This window comes from Gordonia sp. BP-119, assembly GCF_016924115.1.
Lineage (GTDB): Bacteria > Actinomycetota > Actinomycetes > Mycobacteriales > Mycobacteriaceae > Gordonia > Gordonia hongkongensis.
Genome location: NZ_JAFFZF010000048.1, coordinates 1 through 25379, shown reverse-complemented (window position 1 = coordinate 25379; position 25379 = coordinate 1). Strand labels below are relative to the sequence as shown.

Genomic DNA, 25379 nt, shown 5'->3' with positions numbered 1-25379 from the left:
TCACCGCCGTGACCAGGGCGGACGGTGCCGGAATCGCGGACCCAGACACAGCGCTGGGTCGATGAACTCAATCCTTCTAAGCCCCGCCGGGGCGATGTCGCCGTGCCCTCTCGCAGGGCGGTTCCGTCGTGCCCGGAGATCATCGGGAAAGGCAGTCGAAACATGCGTTGGTCGAATTCACGCAGGAGAGCCGGACGGTTGGCGGCAGTCGCCGTCGCCGCGGCGTGCATCTTCTCGGTCGTGTCGTGCAGCAGCGACGACGGCGGATCGTCGGACGGCTCCGCCGCGGATGCCAGCGGCACCAAGGCGTCGGGCGAGGCGATCAAGGTGGGGTTGTTCAACCCCACCAAGGGCCCCGCCACCCAGGGTGGCGTGACCACCGGCAAGGACGCCGCCCTGGACTACATCAACAACCAGATCGGCGGCATCGGGGGCCGGCCCGTCGAGATCGTCGACTGCGGAATCGACCAGACCGCACCGGAATCGACGGTGTCGTGCGCCAACCAGTTCGTCGAGGCCGGCGTGGTCGCCGCGATCGACGGCTACAATGCCGAATCCGCCTCCGCGGTGCCGATTCTCACCTCGGCCGGCATCCCGTTGGTCGGCCAGATCCCGTTCAACACCTCAACCGGCGCCTCGGCGGAGAACCGCGTGTACTTCGGTCCGCCACCCGCCGCGTTCCTCGTCGGTTTCATGCAGCAGCTCAAGGCCGCGAACAAGAATTCGTTGACGCTGGCGAATGCCGATCTCCCACAGGCACATCAGGTGTTCGACGGTTTGATGAAGCCGCTCGGCGCCCAGCTCGGCATCGACGTCAAGTCGGTCTACTACCCGCCGACCGGCCCGAACTTCACCTCGCTGGCCACCACCCTGGCCCAGGGCAACCCCGCCGCGGCCGGCCTGATGACCTCACAGAACGACAACGTGTGCACCAAGCTCGCGCAGTCGCTGCGGTCGGTGAACTACGAGGGCACCATGTTCATGGCGGCCTGCACCGACTTCATCGACACCATGGGCGCGCAAGCGGTTGGCGCACAGACCTACTCACCGATCTGGCAGCCCCCGGCCATGGACTCCGCACCGGAGCCGGCCAAGGCGAATCTCGGGATCGCCCAGAAGTTCATCGACGAGCAGGGTGGCACCGGCGGTTTCTACGCCTACGGCACCTTCGCGACCCTTGCCGACTTCGCGATCACGCTCAACAACGCCAAGGTCACCGATTTCACCGGCCCGAACGTGCTCGGTGCGCTCAAGGCAGTCACGGACTACCAGTCCTTCATCGGCCCGAAGCTCAACTGCGGTAAGCCGACCACACCGAACTGCACCACCGAGATGCTGCTGTTCGACGTCGTCGCCGAGAAGAAGACCGAACCCGCCACCGGCGGCTTCATCACCCCGCTTCCGGCTGCGCTGCAGCGCATCCCGGGCGCTTACTGACACGGGTCGCTGGTGTGGCGGGGTGGTCACCCACCCCGCCACACCCGGCTCTGCTCCCCGATCCGAACGCTCCGCATCCTCACACGCGCGTGAGATCCGTACGCGCCGAACGAATGAGTACGCCACATGGGCCAGTTCCTCCAGTTCGTCTTCCTCGGACTATCCGCCGGTGCCATCTATTCGGTGCTCGCGTCGTCCCTCGTGGGCATCTATGCCGCCACCGGCATCATCAACTTCGCGCAGGGCGCCATCGGCCTCTACTCGGTCTATCTCGTCGCCGCACTGCGCACCGACGGCAGTCTCGTCCTGCCCATCGGCACACTGAAACTCGGGAGTGAGTCCGACCCCACCTCGATGGAGTTGGCACTGGTCCTCGGCGTGCTCAGCGCAGTCGTCTGGGCCCTGCTCGCACACGTACTCATCTTCCGGCCGCTTCGCTCGGCCCCGGTGCTCGCCCAGGTCGTCGCCTCGGTGGGACTCATGCTCTTCATCCAGGCGCTCGTCCATCTCCGCTTCGAGACCGAGAACCTCTTCGCCGAGGCCATCCTGCCGGAGGACACCGTCGACATCGCCGGCGCGGTCGTCAACGTCTCGGACCTGATCCTGGCCGGCGTCGCCATCGCCATCTCACTGGTGCTGTGGGCCTACTTCCGGCTCACCACCCTGGGCGTCGCCACCCGCGCGGGCTCCGAAGACGAACTCGCCGCTCGGCTGTCGGGCTACTCCCCGGACCGCCTCGCGGCGATCGTGTGGGCACTCACCGGTGCGGCAACCGGTCTCATCGTCGTCCTCGCGTCCTACACCATCGGACTCACCGAGACCAGCTACACCTTCTTCGTCATCCCGGCCCTGGCCGTCGCCCTCGTCGGCCGGCTCACCTCATTCGGGATCGCCTGTGCCGCAGGTCTTGTCCTCGGCGCATTCCAATCCACCATCACGTGGCTCACCACCAAGGACTGGTGGCCGGAATGGGCGCAGGCCGGCCTCGGTGACGCCGTTCCGTTCGTCATCGTCGTCATCGCTCTCTTCCTGCTCGGCGGTCGTATCCCGTCGCGCGGTTCGCTCGGTGAGGTGCGCATGCCCGCGGTCCGGATCCCCCGCATCCGGCTGATCCCGACGGTCGTCTGCATCGCGGTGGTCGTCGTCGCGATCCTCCTCACATCCGGCAGCTGGCGGTTCGGCGTCGTCACCTCGGTGATCCTCAGCCTCATCGCACTGTCGCTGGTCCTGCTCACCGGTTACCTCGGCCAGATCTCGCTGGCCAGCATGGCCTTTGCCGGCGCGGCCGGGTTCGCCCTGTCGAAGCTGACGACCAACTGGGATGTGCCGTTCCCGTTCAGCATGATCTTCGCCGCCCTGATCGCGACCGGCCTCGGTGTCCTGGTGGGCGTGCCCGCACTCCGGATCCGCGGCGCCCAGCTGGCCGTCGTGACATTGGCTGCCGCCTTGGCCATCCAGAGCTTCGTCTTCAACAACCCGGCGATCACGTCCTTCGAGGGCAACCTCATCGCGGACCCGACGATCTTCGGCCTCGACCTCGGGGTCCGCGACGGCACCAACCTGGTCACGATCCGGTTCTCGCTGATGGTCCTGATCGTCGTCGCGATCGCGACCCTCGTGGTGTTGCGCTTCATGGGCGGCTCGACCGGCCGGGCCTTCCTGGCCGTCCGCTCCAACGAGCGCGCCGCGTCGTCGGTCGGGATCAACGTCGCCGCAACCAAATTGCTCGGCTTCGCGCTGTCGGCGTTCCTGGCCGGCATCGGCGGTTGCCTCATCGGTTACAGCCGCGGACAGCTGTCGGCCGGCTCGTTCACGGTGATGATCGGGCTGACGCTGCTCGCGATGACCTACGTCGGCGGCATCACGTCGTTCGCCGGTGCGGTCCTCGCCGGCATCATCGGACCGCTGGGCGTGGGTTACGTGTTCCTCAACCAAACCCTCGCTCTCGGTGAGTACTACGAGCTCTTCGCCGCCGGCAGCCTCCTGCTGATGGCGGTGCTGAACCCCGTCGGCGTCGCGGGGGCCATGTCGGAACTCGGCGAGAAGCTGCGCGCCCACCGGCACACACCGTCCCCCCGTCCGGAAGCGCCCGGCGCGGCACAGAACGCACAGGAGGGTGCACATGTCTGAGTCGACACTCGAGAAGCCGGCCACGTCGACGACACTCCTCGAGACGGGCGGGCTGTCGGTCCGGTACGGCGGCGTCAGCGCCAACTCCGACATCGACATCTCGGTCTCGGCGGGCGAGATCGTCGGACTGATCGGACCCAACGGCGCGGGCAAGACCACCTTCGTCGACGCGGTCACCGGATTCACCAAGGCCACCGGCACGGTGTCGTTGCGCGGGGAGAGACTGGACAAGGCGAGCCCCCATCGTCGCCGCCGGGCCGGCATGGCCCGGACGTGGCAGGCGGGCGAACTGTTCACCGACCTCACCGTCGAGCAGAACCTGGCCGTGGCGGTCCAGCCGGTCGGCCTGCGGGCCATGCTCGCCGACGTCCTCAACGGTTCCCGTCCGCCCGCCGATGTGATCTCGTCGGCACTCGAACTCGTCGGCCTGGCCGATGCCGCCGACCAGTTCCCCGGCGAGCTGACCCTGGGACAACAGAAGCTCGTCGGTGTCGCGCGGGCGTTGGTCGGCGGGACGCAACTCGTCCTGCTGGACGAGCCGGCCGCCGGACTCGACACCCACGAGAGCCGCGACTTCGGGACCGAACTCCGGCGGATCGCGGCGACCGGTATCGGCATCCTGCTCATCGACCACGACATGTCACTCGTCCTCGACGTGTGCGACCGGCTGTACGTGCTCGACTTCGGCCGGGTGATCGCCAGCGGGCCCCCGGCCGCCATCCAGGACGATCCCGCGGTCATCTCGGCCTACCTCGGAAGTCCCGAGGTGGACCCGGACGCCGCCCCGACCGGACACGACCCGAAGGAAACGCGATGAGCGCGCACGCCGCCCCCGGCCAGGCGACACCGGACCCGACCACACCGGATTCGACGACACCGGATTCGACGACACCGGTGTTGACGATCGACGACGTCACCGTCGGTTACGGCGGGGTTCCCGCCGTCCGCGGTCTCAGCGCCGCCGTGCGTCCCGGCGAGATCCTCGCGCTGCTCGGTCCGAACGGGGCGGGCAAGACGACGAGTCTGCTCGCCGCGGTCGGTGCCCTCGGACTGATGTCGGGCACGGTGACCGCCCTCGGCGACCCCATCGACCGTCGCATCGAACGCAACGCGCGGCGCGGGATCACCCTGGTCCCCGACACCCGGGGCGTCTTCCACCGTCTATCGGTGTCGGACAATCTCCGTCTCGCCAAGCGTCGTAACGGGCCCGACCTCGACACCGTCTACCAGTACTTCCCGAAGCTCAAGACGATGCGGGGCCGACGCTGCGGCAACCTCTCCGGCGGCGAACAGCAGATGCTCGCACTCGCCAAGGCGCTGCTGGCGGACCCGAAGGTCCTCCTCATCGACGAGCTGAGCCTGGGCCTGTCCCCGGTCGCGGTCCAAGACCTGCTGCCCCGGCTCCGGTCGATCGCCGACGAACACCAGATGGCTGTCGTCCTCGTCGAACAGCACATCGATCTCGCCCTCGGCATCGCCGACGCCGCCATCGTGCTCCATCACGGTCGGGTCGCGCTCTCGGCTCCCGCGAGCGAACTCCGTAACCGACGGGACATGGTCGAGGCGGCCTACTTCGGGCGCACCGTCGAGGACCGCGCCTCCTAGGGCCGCGCGGTCTGCAGGCGCACGGACGAGACGAACGGAACCGGGACGACGTGGCCACCGGGGACGCAGACGATCCGGGGCGGACGGATGCCGGCGTCGCACGAGCGGCACGCAACACGCGCAACCGGCCCACCGACGACGAGTTGCTCGACGCCGCATGCGCGGTCATCGCCGAGGTCGGTGCCGAGCGCACCACGATGACCGCCATCGCCGAACGCGGCGGCACCACCCGGGTCACCCTCTACGCACACTTCGGGTCCCGCGACGAGCTGGTCAACCGGGTGATGACCCGCGAGCTCGACACGTTCACCTCGTTCATGTTCGAGGTGTACGACGCGAGTGAGGACATGCCGTACGGTGCCCGCGCCCGCTACTCGGTGCAGGCCCTGTTCGACTACGCCCGACGCCACCCGGCAGGTCTGCGTGTCCTCATCGGCCACCGGGAGGGTGGCAGTGACCGCCGGTTGTACGCCGCGCTCGAACCCCGTATCGCCGCGCGCCTCCGCCAGAACTACGCCGAACGCGGCGCGCGGATCGCGGCCAGTGCCGACACCCTCGCGTCGCTCCTGCTGGGGATGAGCCTCGACGTCGCCCACCGCGCGCTGATCGTCGACGGCGCCGGCGTCGACGAGGCCTGCGACCTCGCGATCACCGCGACCCTCGCCGTGCTCCGCGACGTCCGCGCGGACCAGCTGCGCGCTCTCGACGAATCGCTCGGGCGGCGCTGAACCCGTGACCGGCGGTCGACACGGAAGCGCTCAGGACCGGGGCGGTCACCCCAGCCAGCGGCCGGCACGCCGGCTGTGACCCGCTTTCGTCGCCGCGGGCAACCGGTCGTAGGCCCGGGCGAGGAAGTTCGACCGCGCGTTGGCCTCGAAGACGTCCCGGTGGTCGCGAACGAACGTCCAGTACAGCCCGTCCCAGTCGGCGGTCCAGTCGCCGGGCGGTATGTCCGACATCTTCTTCAAATAGTTGCTGCCCGAGACGTAGGGCTTGGTGGTGATCGCCTCACCGGCCGCGAACTGACTCATCGCGTACACGTTGGGGACCATCACCCAGTCGTAAGCGTCGACGAACATCTCCATGAACCACTCGTAGATCTGCTCCGGGTCGGTGCGGAGCAGGCACATCGCGTTGCCCAGGACCATCAGTCTCTCGATGTGGTGGGCATACCCGTTGGCGAGGATCCGCCGGATCACCATATCGACCGGCTCGAGTCCGGTCTCGGCGGTCCACCACCCGTCGGACAGTTTCCGATCGTGGCCCAGATGATTCCGGCTCCGGAGGGCACGCCCGCGGGTCTCGTACGACGCTCGCATGTACTCCCGCCAGCCGATCAGCTGCCGCACGAACCCTTCGACGCTGGCCAGCGGGACGCGGTTACGTCCGCCGGCCTCCAGCGCCCTTCTCAGCACCGTTCGCGGGCTCAGGAGCCCGGTGTTGAGTGCGGGCGTCAGCAACGAGTGGAAGACGAACGGGTGCTCGGTGCTGATCGCATCCTCGTAGGGTCCGAACTCCGCGAACCGGTCAGCCAGGAACTGCTCGAGCATGGCCCGCGCCTCGTCGTGGGCGGTGGGCCAGGCGAAACCGTCGGCGTCGCCCGGGTTGTCGGGGAACTCGTCGGCCACCCAGGCGATCGCGGCGTCGACCTCGGGATGTCGCGCCGGCGGTGTCGGTTGCGGGACCTCACGGTTCTTCGGCAGTTTTTTCCGGTTCTCGGTGTCGAAGCTCCACCGACCGCCCGCCGGTTTGCCGTCGTCGTCGTCGTCGACGAGGATGCCGAGCCGTCGTCGCTGCCAGGTGTAGAACTGCTGCATCCGCGGTCGCTTGCCGGCGAAGAACTCGTGGATCTGCGCACGGGTGGTGAGGAAGTTCGGACTCTCGGCGATGTCGTCGGCCGCCAGTGGACACCCGGCGTGCTGGAAGGCCGCCAGCAGGTCGCCCGTCAGCCAGTCGTCGACGACATCGTACAGGTGAACCGACGCCGGGGGCCGTCGGGACAGGTACTCCACGACCTGGTCGTGACTGGACTCCTCCGCGTCGGTCTCGAGCACGTCGACCTCGAAACCCCGGTCCCGCAGCCGGTCCGCGAACCTGCGCATACTCGCGCGGTGCAGGACGAGTTTCTGCACGTGGAACCGGTACTGCCGGAACATCAGATCGTGTTCGACGAGGACGAAGCGGGTGCCGGGGTCCGCGTCGAGGTGCGACTCGAACAACTGATGCGGCAGCACCACGCGGACGACATCGCCGGACGGACCTGACATCAACTCTCCTCTCGCCGCCGCCTCACGCTCCCGACTTGGACGGCCCCCTCAAGGGCCGGACAAGTCGACCCCAAGTTCGCACCAAGCGCTCGGCGACATCCTGTCGTTCATCACCCGAACACCACGATGAGCCGCCGAGACCGGGCACCCGCCCACTCCAGACGATAGGAACCACGATGTCGCGCAGCACCGCCAGCTATTCGCACCCCTCCGACGATCGGATTGCCGAGTCCGGCGGCGACGTGCCGTCCGTGGACAGGCCTCTCTGGCAGCTGGGCCGGCGTGCCACGGTCATCGCGGCCTGCGTGGGCTTCGCCGCGCTGGCGGCCTGCAGCGTCAGCGTCGGCACGCAGTCGATCGAAGAGGCCTCCGACATCGACGTGGGCGAGTGCCTGCAGATCGGTGCCGAAGCCGGCGAAGGCAAGGTCGAGGCGACCAAGGCCGAGTGCGAAGGAACCGAGGGGCTCACCTTCTACGCGGCCGACAAGGTCAACACGTCGGCGGAGTGCGGCACCCCCAACACCTCCGCGCTCACCTTCGGCGAAGGCGACCAGAAGCTCTGCCTCACACCCAACTTCGCCGTCGACACCTGCTACCAGATCCCGATCGGCGGCGGCAAACTCGCCGACTACCGCGAGGTCGAGTGCAACGCCTCCCCCGCAGACAGCACCATCCTCGCCAAGACCGTCAGCCGCGGCGCAGACTCCCTCACCTGCACCGAGGACGAGACGAAATGGGCCTTCACACAGCCGCTGTCGGTCAGTTACTGCCTGACCGAGGACGTCACGGCCGCGAGCCGATTCGACGGCTGAGCGGCGGCCTGCGGGCCGGGCGCCGCGTCGACGAGGTCGTGGGTGACGCGGTAGTCCTCCCGCATCCGCGCCATGGCGACATCCCGTGCGCGGTAGGATTTCTCGACGCGTGCTCGCACCCGCCGGGCGCCACCGACCCGCTGCGCCGAATCCGCCACCGCGAGAACCGGTCCGACCCGTCTCAGCAGATGTTTGAACCGGCCGTCGGGGATTCCGAGCGCGTCGGCGTCGGCGTCACCGATGAACACCCGCTGCAGTCCGTGCATGGTCTTCGTGGCCAGCCGGCGTCGCAGGGCCTGCGGCCCCGGGAACACCGCGGCCAGTTCGGGCACCAGATAGTCGTCGGTCAACGCGACCACGAAATCCCGGTCGTCGGGACCCGGCCCCGGCGAGGTCAGCCGATAGAGCTCTTCGATCCGGACGTGGTCGGCCTCGCAGACCGGGTTGAGCTCGGGGCTCATCCCGACCACATGCCCCACGTACCGCCACAGGTGATAGATGTCGTCGAGCTCGCGGTCGGTGAACCGCACCCCCAACTTGTGCATCGCGTCGATCGCGATGTGCCCGAACTCAGCGATCGTGAACGCCATGTACGGCTGCGGGATCGGCACGCCCCACGCGGTCTCGTCCCAGTCTCCGCGCGCGAGCAGCATGGAACGGACATGTGCGTGGATCATCCGGACCCGCACCGTGTACGCGAAACCGTCGCCGCCGCGGCGCATTCCGCCGGGCGTCAGTACCTGCCCCAGCCATTCACCGACCTCCACCGACCGCACCGCCGGCTGGGACACGTAACGCCCGGTGACCGCGAGTGGTTTGCCCGCGATCGTGTTTCCCGCCCCGCGGACCAGCGATGCCGCGCCGAGCACGATGCCCAGCGGTGCGGTGTTGACGACCAGCGCGTCGGCCGCGCGATTCATCCGATCATGATCGACCCAGTCGGGCTCGTCATCGAGGAACTCGAAGAGCGCGCGCAACGAGTCGGTGGCGTTGCCGACCGAGTCGATGCCGTTCTTCAGCGCCGCCCGCAGCACTGTCGTGGTCGGGCCACCGGGTTGCCGGTCGGCGGCCACGGCGTCGGCGAGCGGGTCGGCGATCCACATCTGATCGAGCCAGTGACGGCCGGCCGTCCCGAACCGCTGCACGGCGAGGTCGGTGTTCACGAGGTCGGCAGGTGCGCTCCGTTCCATGGATCCATGAGAACACGAGCAATCCTCACTTACTATTCACTTTTGATGGCATCGTCGACAACTCCCAAAACCACCGCATCGCAACGACGCAAGGCACCCAAGCAGCAGCGCAGTCGTGAGATGAGGCAGCGCCTCCTCACGTCGGCGCTCACACTCCTGGAGCGTCGTCCCGGCCGACGGCCCACCACCGCCGAACTCGCCGACCACGCGCACGTCAGCATCGGGACGGTGTACCGCTACTTCGCCGACATGGACGCGATCGTCGAAGAATTGCGCCTCGCCGCCGTTCACGACATCACCGCCACCCTCGCGAGCGGGATCGGCCGGGCGATGGATCAGCAACCGGACACCGCGATGGTCACGGTGGTCGAGACCCTCGTGTCGTCATTCGAGTCACATGCGCCGGTCCTGCGCGCCTCGCTCGAGATCGGGGAACACGGCTTCGGCGACGCCTGGGCCGAGGTCGAGGGACCGCTCCTCCCGCTGGCGCGGATCCTGCCGTCGCGGATGAGGCCCGACCTCGACGATCGGGCGATCGACGAACTGGTGTTCCTCACCATGGGTGCGACCGCGAGTCTGTGCCTGCGCATAGCCCTGCAACGACCCCGCGACGCCGACCGGACCTCGCTCATCGCGATGGCGGCACGAATGTTGTTGGCGGCATTCGACTCACCGCCGTCGGCCAGTGCTGGTCGGATAAGTGCTGGCTGAGTCGGCGACTCAGAGGCTGCGCTGTTTCGCGTACTCCGCCATCGCCGTTCGCTCCGCCTCGTGTTTGGGGTAGAAGAAGAACACCACCGCCGCACCCACCACCACGATGGCGGCCGCCGCGCCGTAGGCGTTCTTGTCGCCCTGTACGAAGGCGTCGCGGGCCGCGGCGATGATCTGATCGGCGTACTGCGGATAGCGTTCGGCCAGGACCTCGGCACTCGAGAACGACTTCGTCAGCGCCGCTTCGGTCTGTTCGGTAATCTGATCGGCCTGCGGCGAACCGGAGATCGTGTCCCGCAATTGATTCGCGTAACCCGCGGTGAGGATCGCGCCGAGGGTGGACTGCAGGATCGCGCCACCGAGGTCGCGTTGCAGATCGGACATGCTCGACGCCATGCCCGCGCGCTGCACCGGCACCGAACCGGTCAGCGACTGCGACGCCGGGGTGCCGGCGAGACCGACTCCCACCCCGACGAGGACGTAGACGAGGCCGACATGCCAGAAGTGGGCGTCCTCATCCCAGGTGAGCATCGCGAGCACCAGGCCGACGACGATGAAGGCATAACCGGACAGCAACGTGAACCGCGACCCCATGCTCTGCACGAGTTTGGCCGAGCGCGGGGCCACGATGATCATGGCGGCCGCCGCCGGGAGAATCGTGGCGCCGGCCGCCAGCGTCGAATAGCCGAGCACGTTCTGCATGTACTGCTGGCCGATGAACATCGCGCCCATGAGCGTGCCGAACACGATCAGCCCACCGACCGCCGCGACCCAGAAGGTGCGTCGGGCCGCGATCCGCAGGTCGAAGAGCGGCACCCGCACACGCAGCTGCCGCCAGACGAAACCCGCCCCTGCCAGCAGCGCGATCGCGGCCAGGATGTAGACCTGCAGTCGCTGATCGGAGTTCGGGGCGAAGTTGATCGCGAGCACGAGTGAGCCCACCATCACGATGGACACGACGCCGCCCAGGTTGTCGACGACCGCCGCCTGATCGCCGTTGTCGTCGGGCACCAACCGCCACGCCGCGATCAGCGCGACGACGGCGAGCGGCAGGGTCACCAGGAACACCGAGTGCCAGGCCAGGATCTCGAGGAGTGCCCCGGACAGGACCGGTCCCAGCGCCGAGATCGCACCGCCGAATGCCGACCACGCGGCGATCGCCCGGACCCGTTTCGGCCCCGACCACAGTGCGGTGATCACCGCGAGGGTGGTCGGGAAGGCCAGGCCCGCGGCGATGCCGCCCACCAGACGAGCACCGAACAGGACCTCGACGTTGGGCGCGAAACCGGCGACGAGCGACGCCGGGATCGACAGGCACATGCCGATGACCAGCATCCGCTTGCGCCCGTGCCGATCTCCCAGCGCGCCGAAGTAGAGCACCGACGCCGCCAGGCCCAGCGAGTAACCGACCGCGACCAGATTCAACTGAGTCGAGCTCGCGTCGAGCGCCTTGCCGATGTCGGGTAGCGCGACATTCGCCACCGCGAGATTGATGTTGGCCACCCCGGCGACCAGGATCAGCGCGACCAGGATCGCCTTCGCCCGCTTGGGAGCCGTCCCCGCCTCGACCTCGGCCGTTGTCGACGTCATCGGGGAATCGTACGTGCGCGAGCGCCATCGGGCCGGGGATCGGGACGCTCCGGCACGAAATGGTCACGGACTCCCGTGGGATCAGATCAGAGGCAGACGCTGATGGTCACCGGCCCGATGGGGATGCCGAAGCAGATCGCCACCGAACCGACGGCCTGCACCGGTTGCACCGGCTGCATCGGCGCCGGCGCGGCGGAAGCGGCCGGCGCGGTGGCCAGTCCGATCGCGCAGGCGGCACCGACAGCGGCCACCCCGACAGACGTACGACGCATGATCCCGGACATGTTCATGAGCAGCTCCCCTCGAGCTCGAGTCCCCCCGGACAACCCTGCGGATGGGGTCAACACGCAGGTGATGGTGACTGGAGATTCTACGCCCCGGCGTCGGCGTCGTCCCCATCCCGACGGGCCGAATCCGCGACGGGTGTCACAGGCTGATGCGGAGGCCGTCCCACTCGTGATCGTGCATGAAACCCTCCGCCAGCCCGACCCGGTACTTGAGGCAGCTGCGCAGGATCCCGGCATAGGCGAACGGGAGCATCAGCGCGGGCTTCTGGTCGCCCGGACTGCTGACGACATCGGACGCGCCGCGGAAGTCGCGGACGAAGTCGCGCAGGGTCCGGTCCTTGCGCGACGACGGACGCCACCCGTAGAGCAGCATGCCCAGCCCGATCATCTTGTCCACGCCCGAGCCGGGCGTGATCGGTACGTCGGCGGGATCCCAGGTCCCGAGGAACGCGCGATCGACGCCGTCCTCGGGCGTGAACATCATGATCCCGCTCGTGGCGCGCGGGTTGCACTCGATGCAGAACAGGTCGCCGCCACCGTTCCGGTCCTCGATGAAGTCGAAGCCGATCTGGCCGGTGAAGTTCACCCGGCGAACGAAATCGCTGACCCACCGGGCGATCCGCGGATGGTCCACGGACCGGAAGTTGAGGCACGAACTGCCGTCGATGGCGTAGTCGACCGGATAGGTGGCGTGGGCGTAGACGCGACCCTCATGGCAGACCGAATACGTGCAGAAGTTGTTCCCCGACGCCCACTCCTGTGCGATCCACGGGTTCTGCTCATCGTGTTCGAGCCAGGTGAGCGGATCGCCGGGAGTCACCTTGTGGACCTTCTGCGACCCCCGCGAATAGCAGTGTTTGAGCGCGAACGGCGTGGTGAAATCGAGCGATCCGACGTCCTCGGGTCCGGAGACCCGCGCGAACTTGCGTGTCGGGATTCCGAGTTCGACGAGCAGCTCCTGGAAGTCGTACTTGTTGTGCAGGCGGTTCTCGGTGGTGAAATCGGAGAGGAACAGCCGACATTCGGGCGGGAACACCTCGGCGAGCATCGCGATGATGTCGGTCTCCTCGTGCACCGGGATCACCATGTCGACGTCGTTGTCGGCCACGATCCGGGCGAGGGCGAGGCAATATGCGAGCGGCTCGAACTTCGGCGGGGGCACGCGGTGAAAGTCGCTCACCGCGTTGGAGAATCGGCCGATCCCGACCGGGATGGAGTCGACGATGCTCACCCGGTGACCCGCCGCGGCCATGAGCCGCGCGAGTTCCAGAGTGAGGAACGATCTGCCGAATGTGATCAGTACATGGGTTTGTCCGGCGCTGTTCACCCGAGCGAGTGTAGTGCCGACGGGCCCTGAGCACGGAAGCCGGACGGCCTGCGAAAAAATTCGGTCAGGTCGGGAATATTCAGTACCGTCCTGTCGGTTCACCCTGTTAGTTTTTTGCACGATCGGCCGGTCCGGGTGCTTCGCTTCCGGTTGCGGAACAGCAGTTGCGGAGCAGCGCTGGTGCGGCCCGGGCCGATCGCGTGCGTACGCAGTCGGGGTGGTCGTCGGTCCGAGCCTGTCGAGGCTCATCCGGGCCGAGTTGGAGGAGGCATGCAGCTGTTCGTCATCGGCGTCATCGCCGCGTGCCTCGCCGCAGTCGCCTATGGGATGTCCACGGTCCTGCGCGCGCTCGGCGCCCGCCGCGTGGCAGAAGCCGCTGCCGACGAGGGTGAGGGCATCACCACCGAGAACGGCGCACCGACCCTCTCGTCCACGATGTCGACGCTGGTCGATCCGGCCTTCATCCTCGGCACGACGCTGGTCGTCCTCGGCTTCGCGGGTGGCGCCCTCGCTGCCCGGTTCCTACCGCTGTTCCTCTCGCAGACCATCGTGTCGGCCAACCTGGTCATCACCGCCCTGCTCGGCACGATCATCCTCAACATCGCCCTGCACACGCGGGAATGGGTCGCCATCTGGCTGGTCGTGATGTCGCTCTGCCTGCTCGGCGTGGCGTCGGCCCATCACACCGGCGGCGGAGAAGAGGTCGGATTCCACTGGGGTCTGTTCGTCGCGACGCTCGCCCTCTGCGCTCTTGCTCTGGTGGGCGTCTACAATCTCGGTCCGGCGGGCGCCATCGTCGGCGGCGCGTCGGCGGGTCTGCTGTTCGGCATCATCGCCATCGCCGTGCGCATCCTCGACGGAGTCCAGCCGTTCGATCCCGTGGCGCTGCTGACCGATCCGGCCGCCTGGACCATCGCCGCCGCGGGCGCGGTGGGCTTCTACGTCCAGACCGTCGCCCTGCAGCTCGGCGCGGTGAACGGGGTGACCGCGGTGCTCGTGGTCGGCGAGACGGCCGGTCCGAGCCTGGTCGGGGTCGTCTTCCTCGATGACACGGCCAAACCCGGACTCGGCTGGCTGGCCATCCTCGGTTTCGTCGGCGCGGTCGTCGGTGCCGTGCTGGTCGCCTGGTACGGCTCGGTCGACCCGGATCACCTCGGCGAGGCACCGCCCATGAAGGGCGGGTGGCGCCGTGGCCGCGAAGAACCCGCCTCCGACGAGGAGCAGGGAGCATCCCCGGCAGACGTTGATCCCGAGGTCGCGGATGCCGATCTGTGGACCACCGACGACCCCGTCTTCGACAGCCGGGACTCCGGGCGCACCTGACGCTCCCGCTCTCGTCATCGCAGGTGGTTGACACCCGCCCCGCTGATGGAGAGGGTGGGTTGATGACATCGACCAGCACGGGCTCCGCTGCTCGGCTCGCCTACGAAACCCTCGAACCCTTCCACATCCTGGCCTACTTCAACCCGGGACTGAAAGGCGCGCAGGCAGACACCGGGCTCGATCCCTACGCCTTCTACGTCGGTGCGCGCGGAGCGCCGTTCGGTCCGTGCGCGGCCTCGGTCGTCGCCTCCGCCTTCTACAACTTCAATCACGAACTGATCGCCAAGGGCTGGACTGCCGCCGTCGACGCCGGGCTCGACCGGGTCCACGAACGACGCAACCAGATGCTCGACGACTCGCTGCAAGAGATCCTGGGCGACTCCATCGACGACTCCCTCCTCGACGAACTCGCCTCCGCCTATTACGATCTGGCGGCCCGGCTCCCGCTCGGCGGGCGTCCGCTCGCCGCGGCGTGGTCGACGGCCCCGCGACCGGACACCGCGCGCCTACGTCTGTGGCACGCCATCGCGATTCTCCGAGAGTGGCGCGGGGACAACCACATCGCGGCGCTCGCGCTCAACGGCCTGAACGGCTTCGACGCGGCCGTCTTCCACGAGTCGCAGCTTCCCGACCCCACGGTTCGTCGTCGTACCCTGGGCAAGCGCATCGTGCTGATGACCCGCGGCTGGTCCGAACAGGAGTGGGAGGAAAGCGTAGACCGTCTCGTCGATGCCGGACTGGCCGAGCGCGTTGAGGACGGGCACCGGCTCACGCCCGCCGGCGCGGCGACGTACGACGACATCGAGGCCACCACCGATGCTGTCGGAGAAGCCATCTGGGCCGGCACCGACGACCTCCTCACTCGGACGAGACCGGTCGTGAAAGCCGTCATCGATGCCGGAATCCTGCCGGGAACGAGGACGAAGTGAGCGCGCCCGCCGGCGGCTTCGAGGACCTGCGGGCGATCGAGAGCCTCAAGTATCGCTACCTGCGATCGCTCGACACCAAGGACTGGACGACGTTCGAGTCGACGCTCACCGAGGACGTCACCGGTAACTACGGTGAGAGTCTGGCCTTCTCGAATCGGAACGAGCTGGTCGGATACATGCGCGAGAACGTCGGTCCCGCAGTCATCACCGAACATCGTGTCGCACACCCGGAGATCGAGATCGACGGGGACACCGCACGCGGACGCTGGTACCTACAGGACCGGGTCATCGTCGCCGAGTTCTCCTTCATGCTCATCGGGGCGGCGTTCTACGAGGACACCTACCGCCGCAGCGCAGACGGATGGCGGATCAGCAGTACCGGCTATGACCGCACGTACGAGGCCACCGTCGGGCTCGCCGACGTGCCGAGCTTCGCACTGAAGGTCGGTCCCGCAGTGCAGGTCTGAGCCTGCCCATGCGGGCCCGCATCTTCGCCGACCGCCGCGAGGCGGGTCGGTTGCTGGGTGCGCGGGTCGTCGAAGTCCGGTACGGCGCCGGCATTCCGGAGGCCGGTACAACAGAACCTGTCGTCCTGGGACTCGCGCGCGGCGGGGTTCCGGTCGCCCGCGAGGTCGCCGACGCCATCGCGGCGTCGACAGGCAGGTGCGCGATGGACGTGCTGGTGGTGCGCAAGATCGGGGCGCCCGGCCACGAGGAGTTCGCCATGGGTGCGCTCACCGCGCACCACCTGGTGGTCAACGACGACATGCCGCGGCGACTCGGGGTGTCCCGCAGCGAGTTCGACGAGGCTGCCGATCGACAGCGACGCATCCTCGACGACCGCGAACGACGTTACCGCGGCGGCCGTCCCGGCACCGAGCTCGGCGGCCGGACGGTCATCCTGGTCGACGACGGTCTCGCCACCGGGTCGAGCATGGCCGTCGCGGTCGACTCCGTCCGGGCCGCCGGCGCCACCCACGTGGTGGTGGCGGTACCCACGGCACCGTCCGATTCGATTCAGCGACTGCGGGATCGGGGCGCCGACGACGTGGTCGTCCTCGTGACGCCGACGCCGTTCCGGGCCGTCGGCCTGTCCTACGACGACTTCACCCAGGTGGACGACGACGAGGTGATCGCGGCCCTCAGTCGGCCGGGCGACTGAGGGCCGTCGAAGACCCCGCTGGAAACCACCCGACACAGCGGCACCGACGACCTGTCGTCGACTGTCCGTTTCCTGCGGGTGGTTTTCAGCCGGGCTTTCGCTGGTCTTTGAGGAGTAGCTCGGCAAGCTCGGCACGGTCACCCACATCCAGCTTGGTGTAGGCGCGGAACAGATGCCCTTCGACGGTGCGGACCGAGACGGTGAGTCGCTGCGCGATGTCCTTGTTGGACAGGCCCGCCGCCGCGAGGTTGGCGATCTCCCGCTCGCGCGACGTCAACGGCAACGGTTGCGCGGCCGAGATCAGCGCCGGAGTCCGCAGGCCACCGCACTGCGACGCGAGTCGGTTCGCCACCGCGGCCGACGCCACGGTCGCGGACCGTCTGCCCGCCGCGTCGTGCAGGACACTGGCCTGCGCGGCCGCGTCCGCGGCGGACAGGCACACCCCGGAGTCCTCGAACGCCGTCGAGCACAGATCGAGTTCGACAGCATCGCCGTCGCGGAGCGCCGCGGCGTGGCGCGCGTACAGATCCGAGAGCGGACCGTCGACGCGCTCGGCCAGTTCGGTGAGCCGGTCGGCGACGCCGCCGTCCCCGAACCGGGCGGCGGTGTGCAGGGCCTCGGCCTCCACCGCGAACTGACCGGCGGCACGGGCGGACTCGGCCGCGGAGTGCGCGAGTTCGACGGCGGGCGTGACGGTTCCGGCTGCCGCCGACTGCCAGGCCGCCGCGATGGCGAGCATGGGACCGAAGACGGCCACGTGCTTGCCGGAACGTTTCCGCGCCTTGGCCAGCGCGGCAGCGGCACGATCGGCCTGTCCCAGCGCACTCAGGGCCTGCACCAGGAAGATGTGGGCCGGGAAGTTCCAGGACTCGGAGAACCGGCCGCTGTCGAGGATGGCGAGGGTCTGCTCCATCCGCCGGGTCACCGAGGCGCACGATCCGCGGGCGAGTTCGACTGCGGCGACCAGTATTCCGGACATCGCCCAGCCCAGATACTGCGCGGTCTGTGCGGCGGACACGAAACGCCCCGCGGCGCCGTCCGCGTCGTCGAGCCGGCCGGTGAGGGTCAGTGCGAGGGTCTCGCCGAAACCGGTGGGGAACCGGAGCAATCCGTCCACCTCGACCTCGCGCGAGTGTTCGGCCAGCGCCCCGACCTCCGCTCCCCGACCGGCGACCGCACGGGCGAGGCTGCCACCGAAGACCGCCCACTCCACTGCCCACGGCAGAGCCCTGGATTCGGCGAGGACGGCGTCGGACAGCGTGATCGCCTCGTCGATCCGATTCTCGAAGAGGGCGCACGCCGAGGCGATCCCGGTGACGATCGGCGCGAGTGCCGGGTGGGTGACCCGCTCGGTCAGCAACCGCAGGATCTCGTCGGCCCGATCGGCGTCGCCCAGAGCCCAGAACGTGTTGCCGATGATCGAATTGCCCCACAGCACGAGTCGACCCTCGTCGAGATCGTCGGGCGAGAAGCGAGACAGGATGTCCCGCGCCTCGTCCGGATGCCCCTGCCACATGACCGCCCGCGCGAGCAGTTCGGCCTCCTCGAGGCCGCCGCCCTCGTCGAGCGCCGCCCGCGCGAACCGTTCGCCGAGCGGCGTCTGCGCCAGGTTCAGGGCGTCGCGGGCGGCGGTCCGTACCAGCGCGAGGTCGATCTCCACGTCGCTCTCGATCGCGAGATCGGCGAGCCGAATCCGCTCGGCCGGGGTGTTCGTGGGCCGTGACTGCAACGCCTCGACGAGCCGGCCGCGCAGCCGCCGCGACGACACGAGACCCAGGCGGCGCCGGATCACCTCACCGAACAGCGGATGGTGGAAGGCGACGTCGAGACGCCGCCCGTCGCGGGTGATGCGCACCAGCCCGGCGATCTCCGCCTCTTCGACGGCTTCTTCGCCGGCGAGCTCGGCGAGGACGTCGATGTCGAGGGGTTCGCACAGACTGAGGTATTTGAGGGCCCCGAGGACCGGCGCGTCGAGTTGCTCTATCCGCCCCTCGAGCAGCGATGCCAGCTCCGAGGTGATGGCGGCGCGTCCGCGTAGCTGCCACACGCCGTTGACCTGCCGCAGCGTGTCGGCCTGCCGCGCACCGTCGACGAGATGCCGTAGGAACAGGGCGTTCCCACCGGAGGCCTCCCACATGAGATCGGCCGAATGCTCCTCGAGCTGCCCGCCGAGCACCGACTCGATGAGGTCGACGCTCTGCTCTTTGGTGAACGGCGACAACGTGATCCGCGTGAGGTGATTGTCCTTCCACAGCGAGGTCACCGCATCCGGGACGGTCTCGCCGCTGCGGACCGTCGCGACGATGTGCACCGCACGGTCGATCGCGAGCTGATGCAGCAGCGTCGCCGACAGTTCGTCGAGCAGGTGGGCGTCGTCGACCCCGATCACGACATCGCCGTCGGCGAGGAGCGATTCACGGGCCGCCGCAAGGTAGGTGACCGGATCGCTCGACGTCGCCGGACCGACGAGATGCGCGAACACACCGAGCGGGATCGAGCGCGCGGACTCGGTGCCCGCCACCCAGCGCACCCCGGTCGGCAACTCGGCGGTGACGTGCCGGGCGAGGGTCGTCTTGCCCACGCCGGAGTCACCGGTCAGGACCACCCCACAGCCGGTCGTCTCACCCCTGAGAGCCGCCTGGATCGTGCGGAACTCCCGATCGCGCTCGACGAGCGGCCAATTCGTGGACATAACCGCGAATTTTAGTCTGCCGGGCCCTACAATGGGCCGCTCGGAAGCACCAATGTGGTCCGACCGGATGGCCCTGTCGACACGCGGCTAATCCCGGATTTGACATCGGCGGAAGAAAATCCGCGAACTACGCATCCCGGGCATTGGTCACGGCCACTGCCGCCGCCAGCAACACGATCGTGAAGCCCGCGAAGTAGGCCAACGAACCGTAGGCGTTCCAGTGGAACGTGTCGCTCCCGCCGGCGAGGAAGTTCCACCCGTTCAGGAACGGCAGGAACGACACGATGTGCTCACCCACGCGCGGGAGCACCGACACGATGCGCTCGAGGGCCAGCATCCAGACGAGCACGATCGCCACCGCACCGGCCGAATGCCGCACCAACGCACCCACCGCGAGGCCGATCAGCGCGCACAGCATCGCGAAAACCGGCGTCCCCCAGAGATGCCGGACGGTCTCGGGTCCGGTCAGCGAGACTCCGACGCCGGCGAGCACCTGCGCCGCCACGACCGCGACGACGGACACGATGGCCACCACCGCGAACGAGAGTCCGCCGAACACGACCGCTTTCGCGAGGAGGACCTGTGGCCGACGCGGGATCGCCGCGAACGTCGGTCGGATCGTGCCGAAGCGATATTCGGTGGTGACGCCCAGGATCGCCATGATCGCGAGCACCGCGACCCCGAACTGGTTGACGCCGAGCAGGAAGTCGTCGGTCAGGGTGTCGGTTTCGCCGGGACTGCCGTAGGAACCGCCGGCGATGGCGCCGAGCAGCACCGCGAAGCCCAGGCCCAGCACCACGACGACGCCGAGGCACCAGTACGGCGACCGGGTGCTGGCGAGTTTGATCCGTTCGGCGTTGATCGCGGCGATCACCGGTTCACTCCCCCGTGGTTCCCGACGGCCCGGTTGTGGACGTCGGGGTCGTGGACGGCGCGGTTGTCGACGGCGGTGTAGTCGACGGCGTGCGCCGTCATCGACATGAAGACCTCTTCCAGTGACGCCGACTCGGCGGCGAGTTCGTGCAGGGTGATGCCCGCGGCGGCGGCGAGGTCGCCGACCCGATCGGTCGTGGTGTCCGGCACGCGCATCACCGGGCGCCCGTGGGCATCCGGGTCACCCGGCGCGGGATTCAGCCCCGCCGCCGCGAGCGCGGCGTGCAACTGTTCGAGCTGCGGGCCGCGCACCCGCACCGACTGCCGGGCCCGCCCGGTGAACTCCGCCACCGAACAGTCGGCGATCAGCCGGCCCCGCCCGATGACGACGAGATGGTCTGCGGTGAGCGACATCTCGGTGAGCAGATGGCTCGACACCAACACCGTCCGCCCCTCCGCGGCGAGCTTGCGCATGAACCCGCGGATCCACACGATGCCCTCCGGGTCGAGACCGTTGACCGGCTCGTCGAACAGCAGTGTGTGCGGGTCGCCGATCAGGGCACCCGCCAGCCCGAGCCGCTGCGACATACCGAGCGAGAAGCCGCCGGCGCGCTTCTTGGCCACCGAGGTGAGCCCGACCGTCTCGAGCACCTCGTCGACGCGGGCGGCCGGGATCCGGTTGCTCGCCGCGAGCCACCGCAGGTGGGACCGCGCACTGCGATTGGGATGCACCCACCGGGCGTCGAGCAGCGCACCGACCTGCCGCAGCGGATGCTCGAGGTCCCGGTAGCGCTGCCCGTTGATCGTCGCCGTGCCCGATGTCGGGCGGTCGAGTCCGAGCATCATCCGCATGGTCGTCGACTTGCCCGCACCGTTGGGCCCCAGGAAACCGGTGACCCGTCCCGGACCCACCTCGAAGGTGAGGTCGTCGACCGCGCGTTGACCGCCGAAGTCCTTCGTCAGATTCGCTACCTGCAACACGCCTCGACCATAGCCGCCGAACCCGGAGCGGCCCGGTCTGTCGTTCGGATGGCCGGTCGCGGGTCCGCGCGTCAGTCCCGGTCGCGCCCGGGCGAGGACGCGTGCGCCCAGAAGCGCTTGGGGATCCGGCCGGCGCGCGCGGCCAGTCGGCCCCCGGCCACCGCGTGCCGCATCGCCGTCGCCATCAGTTCGGGGTTCTCCGCCCGGGTCACCGCCGTGGCCAGAAGCACACCGTCGCAACCGAGTTCCATCGCCAGGGCCGCGTCGCTCGCCGTCCCGATGCCCGCGTCGAGAATCACCGGCAGCGGGTCGTCGAAGCGGGTGTGGCAGTCATCGACGATCATCTCGATGTTGTGCGGGTTGAGGATTCCGAGTCCGGTCCCGATGGGCGACCCGAGGGGCATCACCGCCGCCACCCCGAGATCGGCGAGTCGCGCGGCCAGGACCGGATCGTCGTTGGTGTAGGCCAGCACGACGAAACCGTCGGCGACCAGTGCGGCCGCGGCGTCGACGAGTTCGATGGCGTCGGGCATCAGGGTGCGTTCGTCGGCGACCACCTCGAGCTTCACCCAGTCGGTCTCGAACGCCTCGCGCGCCAGCTGGGCGGTCAGGACGGCCTCGGCGGTGGTGTGACAGCCCGCGGTGTTGGGCAGGACGGCGATGTCGAGCCGGCGCAGCAGATCGAAGACCCCGGTGCCCGAGGCCGCGTCGACGCGCCGAACCGCGACGGTGGTCAGCTCGGTCCCCGACGCGACCAGCGCGCGTTCCAGGGTCGCGAGATTCGACGCGCCGCCGGTGCCGGTGATGAGTCGCGACGAGAAGTCGCGACCGGCGATGCGCAGATGGTCCGCATCCGGGATCGTCTCGTCGCCGGACCTCTGCTCGGTCCGCGAGGCGTCGGGCTTCAGATCGGCGAGGTCAGCCACCCTGCACCGCCGTGACGATCTCGACGACGGCACCGTCGGTCATCGTGTGCCGGTCCCAGCGGCCGCGCGGGACGACCGCGCCGTCCACCGCGACCGCGATCCCCCGGTCCGGCAACCCCAGCCCGGTGACGACGTCGCGCACCGACGTGTCGGCGTCGACATCGACGCTCTTGCCGTTGACGGTGATGTTCGCGGTGATACTCATTCCTCTGCTCCTTCCAGAATCGACAGCACGCGGGCGGCGGTGCCCGGGGCGAGGACGATCCCGTTGCGCCCGTGCCCGGTCGCCACGACCGTTCGTGTGTCCACACGGGTGACGATGGGCAATCCGTCCGCGGTGCACGGCCGCAGACCGGCCCCCGCTTCGGTCAGTTCGTAGGTCCGCAGCCCGGGGAAGACCTCGATCGCGTCGGCGAGCAGATCCGCGACCCCGCCGGCCTGCGGCGCGCGGTCGGCAATTCCCTCGGCCTCGTACTGGGTGGCGCCGACGACGACTCCGTCCTCGCGCGGCACCAGGTACACGGCCCGCCCGTGGAGGCGTGCCCGGACGACGTGACCGGGCGGCGGCACCGACCAGCGCGTGCGGCGCAGGCGAAGGATCTCCCCCTTCGCCGCATGCAGGTCCACACCCGGCCAGAGGGCCGCGGTGCCGAGTCCGGCGGCGAGCAGGATCTGCGTGTCGGAACCGAGGTCGTCGAGGTCGGCCAGGGATTCGACGCGCGCGGAGACCAACTCGGCACCCGCCGACGTCGCGGCGGCGCGCAACGCCTCGAGCAGCCGCCGGTTGTCGACGGACCACTCGCCGACCGCGCGGTAGCCACCGACCAGTCGAGAGCTCAGCGACGGTTCCAGGGTCCGGATGTCGCGGCCGGTCACCGACTGCAGCGCGGCATCGGTGGCGGGCTGCCCGGCCCAGACGAAATCGGCGAGATGCCGCAGGTACTCGATGTCGGTGGCCGAGGCCGCGACGAACAGCGAGTCGGTGGCGGTGACGACACCCGGGTCGTCGAGCCGCTTCACGAGCGCCGGCCACAGCCGGACCGATTCGACCGAGAGGGCCAGGGACGCGTCCTCGCCGGGATGACCCTCGCCGAGTGAACCGAGCATGCCGCCGGCGACCCAGGACGCGCGCTCGTCGGTGCCGGCGTCGAGGACGCGAACCCGCCATCCGGCGTCGGCCGCGGTGAGCGCACAGGTCAGCCCGATGACACCGCCCCCGACGACCGTCAGGGCGCGGTGGGCAGGGCCCTGCGGTGGGGAATCCACGTTGGGAATCACCTTCCTTCGCCGGAATGACCCGGATCAGGTTCGACGGTCAGCGGAATCTGTCCGCACTCTCAGCCCGGCCGATCCGGACTCCCGTGTGTTCGTGCGATCCACCCTACGCCGGGGCGTCGGGGGTCCGGTTAGCCTGGTCGGCGTGACGACCCCGAACCGCACCAGCTCCGCGTCGACGGACCCCGGCTCCGCGACGGACCGTCGCCGGCGGCTCTCCACGGCCCGCCTGTACCTGTGCACCGACGCCCGGCGCGAACGCGGTGACCTGCTCGACTTCGTCGACGCGGCGCTCGCGGGCGGCGTCGACATCGTGCAGCTGCGCGACAAGAACTCGCCGGGTGAGCGCGAGTTCGGGACCCTGGAGGCGGGCGAGGAACTCGAGATCCTCGCGGGCATGCGGAAGGTCGCCGACGCGCATGGCGCCCTGCTCGCGGTCAACGACCGGGCCGACGTCGCGGCGCTCTCCGGGGCCGATGTCCTGCACGTCGGACAGGGCGACCTGTCGCCGTCGGCGGCCCGCCGGATCGTCGGACCGGACGTCCTCATCGGCGCCTCGACCCACGACCCCGAGCAGGCTGCCGCCGCGATCGCCGACGACGACGTCGACTACTTCTGCGTCGGTCCGTGCTGGACCACGCCCACCAAACCGGGCCGCGCCGCCGCCGGCCTCGACCTCGTGTCCTCAACGGCCGCAACACAATCAGCCAAGCCGTGGTTCGCCATCGGCGGGATCGACGCCGGCCGCGTCGGGGAGGTCACCGCGCTCGGGGCGCGGCGCATCGTCGTCGTGCGGGCCATCACCGCGGCCGACGACCCGGCCGCCGCAGCCACCGACCTCGCCGGGATGCTCTAGCGGTTCCCCTGGCGGAAACACGTTTGCCCGGTCGGTGTCGCGGGTCTATGGTGGACCGATCATGTTGTGCATCACGAGCGTTCTCGTAACCCGCCGCAGCGGGGTCTGAATCTGACCGACCCCCCGCTGCGGGTCGGTTGCGCTCTCCAGTCGGTCATCCGTTCTTCGACCGAAATCGGTTTTCGAGATGCACCCTCTTCATCTACCTCGTCGATCCTGTTCGTGGACCGAGCGCGACGACCGGCACGGTGGCGACCACTTCGCCGCACGTTTCGGCCGCCCGCTTCCCCTTGGGATGCACGAGGAGGCCGCCGGGATGACCTGGCAGCAATTCACCGACGAGTACTCCCGTGGCGGCACGATCCGGCTGGGCTCCTTCTCTGCCGTCCCGTGCTCGGGCGACCTGGTCGAGTGCCGCGCGACGCTCGCGATCGCCGACCGCATCATGTCCCGCAGCGCCGTCGCCGCCGGCCCCGTCGGTGCGATGACCTCGATCCTCTACGACGTCGGCGCCCCGGTTCAGATCGTCCGGCTGCACCAGCGGGTCGTCGACGGCCTGGTCACGACGTTCCTGCTCTGCGAGCACGACGGCCGGCAGGCCTGGGCCGTCGGTGAGGGCGCGAGCAGCGACGAGGCGAACGTCCACGCGCTGGTCGCCGGGGCGAACCGACTGCTGGACGCCGGGGTGTGACCCTGGCCCTCAGTATCTGCGGCCTCGCGGCCGTCGTGGACTTCGAAAAAACCTCTGCTCCCTGAGGAGGCCGGAGCTTGCGGAGGCCGTCACGAAGGGTCCTGGCGAGATGGGTCGCCAGCCCTTCGTGGCTCGTCGCTTGCGCTCCTCGCACCTCAGGGAGCAGGGGTTATGCGATTCTCTCGGATTAGGAGCCTGCTGAATTAGGGTCCAGCCTGGGTTGAGGTTCCTGCTGCGGGGATGTGTCGGTTCCGGGGTGTGGTCGTGGTGATCGATCTAGGTGGGGCGGCGGTGCCGCGGTTCAGGCGGTGGCCA

24 protein-coding genes and 1 riboswitch are annotated in these 25379 nt (G+C 69.0%); of the genes, 13 read left to right on the top strand and 11 right to left on the bottom strand.

The genetic code is table 11. The features are described from left to right. Window positions 1-162: 162 nt before the first annotated feature. The 5 genes from JW364_RS20985 (at window position 163) to JW364_RS20965 (ending at window position 5900) form a co-directional block, all read left to right on the top strand. Window positions 163-1437, top strand: coding sequence for an ABC transporter substrate-binding protein (locus JW364_RS20985; RefSeq protein WP_205334229.1), 1275 nt, complete (start codon window positions 163-165; stop codon window positions 1435-1437). Between the two features lie 126 nt (window positions 1438-1563). Continuing rightward, a complete protein-coding gene (locus JW364_RS20980; protein ID WP_165629491.1) occupies window positions 1564-3567 on the top strand; it encodes an ABC transporter permease in 2004 nt (667 codons plus the stop codon). After that, the gene (locus JW364_RS20975; RefSeq protein WP_065630386.1) at window positions 3560-4384 is read left to right on the top strand and encodes an ABC transporter ATP-binding protein; all 825 of its coding nucleotides are present in this window, start codon (window positions 3560-3562) and stop codon (window positions 4382-4384) included. Before JW364_RS20980 ends, JW364_RS20975 begins: the two co-directional genes overlap by 8 nt. After that, entirely contained in the window at window positions 4381-5172 is a 792-nt protein-coding gene (locus JW364_RS20970) for an ABC transporter ATP-binding protein (RefSeq protein ID WP_205334228.1), read from the top strand. The genes JW364_RS20975 and JW364_RS20970 overlap by 4 nt, the downstream gene beginning before the upstream one ends. A gap of 50 nt (window positions 5173-5222) precedes the next feature. Further along, the gene (locus JW364_RS20965) at window positions 5223-5900 is read left to right on the top strand and encodes a TetR/AcrR family transcriptional regulator (protein ID WP_205334227.1); all 678 of its coding nucleotides are present in this window, start codon (window positions 5223-5225) and stop codon (window positions 5898-5900) included. A 45-nt stretch (window positions 5901-5945) separates the two neighbouring features. Here the strand turns inward: JW364_RS20965 and JW364_RS20960 are convergent, their stop codons facing one another. Continuing rightward, on the bottom strand, window positions 5946-7439 hold the full coding sequence (locus JW364_RS20960; RefSeq protein WP_205334226.1) for a cryptochrome/photolyase family protein: 1494 nt from the start codon (window positions 7437-7439) through the stop codon (window positions 5946-5948). Between the two features lie 176 nt (window positions 7440-7615). Here JW364_RS20960 and JW364_RS20955 point away from each other — a divergent pair, with 176 nt between their 5' ends. Beyond that, window positions 7616-8251 (top strand): pyridine nucleotide-disulfide oxidoreductase, encoded by a 636-nt coding sequence (locus tag JW364_RS20955; RefSeq protein ID WP_205334225.1) that lies wholly within the window; start codon window positions 7616-7618, stop codon window positions 8249-8251. Here the strand turns inward: JW364_RS20955 and JW364_RS20950 are convergent. Next, window positions 8203-9441 carry an oxygenase MpaB family protein gene (locus tag JW364_RS20950; protein ID WP_205334224.1) on the bottom strand — a complete coding sequence of 413 codons (1239 nt, stop codon included), beginning with the start codon at window positions 9439-9441 and terminating at the stop codon, window positions 8203-8205. The genes JW364_RS20955 and JW364_RS20950 overlap by 49 nt on opposite strands. A 120-nt stretch (window positions 9442-9561) precedes the next feature. On the opposite strand from JW364_RS20950, the gene JW364_RS20945 reads away from it, so the two are divergent. Next, window positions 9562-10152, top strand: a complete 591-nt coding sequence (locus tag JW364_RS20945; protein ID WP_205334236.1) for a TetR/AcrR family transcriptional regulator — start codon at window positions 9562-9564, stop codon at window positions 10150-10152. 9 nt (window positions 10153-10161) lie between these two features. Here JW364_RS20945 and JW364_RS20940 read toward each other — a convergent pair whose 3' ends face one another. The 3 genes from JW364_RS20940 to JW364_RS20930 all read right to left on the bottom strand — a co-directional run bounded on the left by JW364_RS20940 (window position 10162) and on the right by JW364_RS20930 (window position 13356). Further along, window positions 10162-11742 carry an MFS transporter gene (locus JW364_RS20940; RefSeq protein WP_205334223.1) on the bottom strand — a complete coding sequence of 527 codons (1581 nt, stop codon included), beginning with the start codon at window positions 11740-11742 and terminating at the stop codon, window positions 10162-10164. A gap of 86 nt (window positions 11743-11828) precedes the next feature. Continuing rightward, window positions 11829-12032: a hypothetical protein gene (locus JW364_RS20935; RefSeq protein WP_068970948.1), complete on the bottom strand. Its 204-nt coding sequence runs from the start codon at window positions 12030-12032 to the stop codon at window positions 11829-11831. A 136-nt stretch (window positions 12033-12168) separates the two neighbouring features. Beyond that, on the bottom strand, window positions 12169-13356 hold the full coding sequence (locus JW364_RS20930; protein WP_205334222.1) for a carboxylate--amine ligase: 1188 nt from the start codon (window positions 13354-13356) through the stop codon (window positions 12169-12171). Between the two features lie 270 nt (window positions 13357-13626). On the opposite strand from JW364_RS20930, the gene JW364_RS20925 reads away from it, so the two are divergent. The 4 genes from JW364_RS20925 (at window position 13627) to JW364_RS20910 (ending at window position 16770) form a co-directional block, all read left to right on the top strand. Beyond that, window positions 13627-14679 (top strand): EamA/RhaT family transporter, encoded by a 1053-nt coding sequence (locus tag JW364_RS20925; protein WP_205334221.1) that lies wholly within the window; start codon window positions 13627-13629, stop codon window positions 14677-14679. A 62-nt stretch (window positions 14680-14741) separates the two neighbouring features. Further along, on the top strand, window positions 14742-15608 hold the full coding sequence (locus JW364_RS20920) for a hypothetical protein (protein ID WP_205334220.1): 867 nt from the start codon (window positions 14742-14744) through the stop codon (window positions 15606-15608). After that, window positions 15605-16075 (top strand): nuclear transport factor 2 family protein, encoded by a 471-nt coding sequence (locus JW364_RS20915; protein ID WP_205334219.1) that lies wholly within the window; start codon window positions 15605-15607, stop codon window positions 16073-16075. The genes JW364_RS20920 and JW364_RS20915 overlap by 4 nt, the downstream gene beginning before the upstream one ends. A gap of 8 nt (window positions 16076-16083) precedes the next feature. Beyond that, complete coding sequence (locus JW364_RS20910; protein WP_205334218.1) at window positions 16084-16770, top strand: phosphoribosyltransferase; 687 nt, start codon at window positions 16084-16086, stop codon at window positions 16768-16770. Window positions 16771-16855: 85 nt separating this feature from the next. Here JW364_RS20910 and JW364_RS20905 read toward each other — a convergent pair whose 3' ends face one another. The 6 genes from JW364_RS20905 to thiO form a co-directional block, all read right to left on the bottom strand. Further along, window positions 16856-19462, bottom strand: a complete 2607-nt coding sequence (locus JW364_RS20905) for a LuxR C-terminal-related transcriptional regulator (protein ID WP_137809665.1) — start codon at window positions 19460-19462, stop codon at window positions 16856-16858. A 127-nt stretch (window positions 19463-19589) separates the two neighbouring features. Continuing rightward, entirely contained in the window at window positions 19590-20336 is a 747-nt protein-coding gene (locus tag JW364_RS20900) for an ABC transporter permease (protein ID WP_068970954.1), read from the bottom strand. Then, window positions 20333-21316 carry an ABC transporter ATP-binding protein gene (locus JW364_RS20895; RefSeq protein ID WP_223258912.1) on the bottom strand — a complete coding sequence of 328 codons (984 nt, stop codon included), beginning with the start codon at window positions 21314-21316 and terminating at the stop codon, window positions 20333-20335. Before JW364_RS20895 ends, JW364_RS20900 begins: the two co-directional genes overlap by 4 nt. Window positions 21317-21387: 71 nt before the next feature. After that, window positions 21388-22176 carry a thiazole synthase gene (locus JW364_RS20890; RefSeq protein WP_068970961.1) on the bottom strand — a complete coding sequence of 263 codons (789 nt, stop codon included), beginning with the start codon at window positions 22174-22176 and terminating at the stop codon, window positions 21388-21390. 58 nt (window positions 22177-22234) lie between these two features. Further along, entirely contained in the window at window positions 22235-22447 is a 213-nt protein-coding gene (gene thiS, locus JW364_RS20885; RefSeq protein ID WP_068970955.1) for a sulfur carrier protein ThiS, read from the bottom strand. Then, on the bottom strand, window positions 22444-23508 hold the full coding sequence (gene thiO, locus JW364_RS20880) for a glycine oxidase ThiO (RefSeq protein WP_068970962.1): 1065 nt from the start codon (window positions 23506-23508) through the stop codon (window positions 22444-22446). The genes thiS and thiO overlap by 4 nt, the downstream gene beginning before the upstream one ends. Next, a riboswitch (TPP riboswitch) is annotated at window positions 23505-23614 on the bottom strand. Its footprint overlaps the gene before it by 4 nt. A gap of 48 nt (window positions 23615-23662) precedes the next feature. Between thiO and thiE the strand changes: the two genes are divergently transcribed. Both thiE and JW364_RS20870 read left to right on the top strand, forming a co-directional pair. Then, window positions 23663-24373, top strand: coding sequence for a thiamine phosphate synthase (thiE, locus tag JW364_RS20875; protein WP_068970963.1), 711 nt, complete (start codon window positions 23663-23665; stop codon window positions 24371-24373). A 316-nt stretch (window positions 24374-24689) separates the two neighbouring features. Beyond that, complete coding sequence (locus tag JW364_RS20870) at window positions 24690-25064, top strand: hypothetical protein (protein ID WP_068970964.1); 375 nt, start codon at window positions 24690-24692, stop codon at window positions 25062-25064. Window positions 25065-25379: the final 315 nt, after the last annotated feature.

Coding starts and splice junctions, on each gene's coding strand:
- JW364_RS20985 (WP_205334229.1), top strand. CDS start 163: ATGCGTTGGTCGAATTCACGCAGGAGAGCCGGACGGTTGGCGGCAGTC.
- JW364_RS20980 (WP_165629491.1), top strand. CDS start 1,564: ATGGGCCAGTTCCTCCAGTTCGTCTTCCTCGGACTATCCGCCGGTGCC.
- JW364_RS20975 (WP_065630386.1), top strand. CDS start 3,560: ATGTCTGAGTCGACACTCGAGAAGCCGGCCACGTCGACGACACTCCTC.
- JW364_RS20970 (WP_205334228.1), top strand. CDS start 4,381: ATGAGCGCGCACGCCGCCCCCGGCCAGGCGACACCGGACCCGACCACA.
- JW364_RS20960 (WP_205334226.1), bottom strand. CDS start 7,439: ATGTCAGGTCCGTCCGGCGATGTCGTCCGCGTGGTGCTGCCGCATCAG.
- JW364_RS20955 (WP_205334225.1), top strand. CDS start 7,616: ATGTCGCGCAGCACCGCCAGCTATTCGCACCCCTCCGACGATCGGATT.
- JW364_RS20950 (WP_205334224.1), bottom strand. CDS start 9,441: ATGGAACGGAGCGCACCTGCCGACCTCGTGAACACCGACCTCGCCGTG.
- JW364_RS20945 (WP_205334236.1), top strand. CDS start 9,562: ATGAGGCAGCGCCTCCTCACGTCGGCGCTCACACTCCTGGAGCGTCGT.
- JW364_RS20940 (WP_205334223.1), bottom strand. CDS start 11,742: ATGACGTCGACAACGGCCGAGGTCGAGGCGGGGACGGCTCCCAAGCGG.
- JW364_RS20935 (WP_068970948.1), bottom strand. CDS start 12,032: ATGAACATGTCCGGGATCATGCGTCGTACGTCTGTCGGGGTGGCCGCT.
- JW364_RS20925 (WP_205334221.1), top strand. CDS start 13,627: ATGCAGCTGTTCGTCATCGGCGTCATCGCCGCGTGCCTCGCCGCAGTC.
- JW364_RS20920 (WP_205334220.1), top strand. CDS start 14,742: ATGACATCGACCAGCACGGGCTCCGCTGCTCGGCTCGCCTACGAAACC.
- JW364_RS20910 (WP_205334218.1), top strand. CDS start 16,084: ATGCGGGCCCGCATCTTCGCCGACCGCCGCGAGGCGGGTCGGTTGCTG.
- JW364_RS20905 (WP_137809665.1), bottom strand. CDS start 19,462: ATGTCCACGAATTGGCCGCTCGTCGAGCGCGATCGGGAGTTCCGCACG.
- thiS (WP_068970955.1), bottom strand. CDS start 22,447: ATGAGTATCACCGCGAACATCACCGTCAACGGCAAGAGCGTCGATGTC.
- JW364_RS20870 (WP_068970964.1), top strand. CDS start 24,690: ATGACCTGGCAGCAATTCACCGACGAGTACTCCCGTGGCGGCACGATC.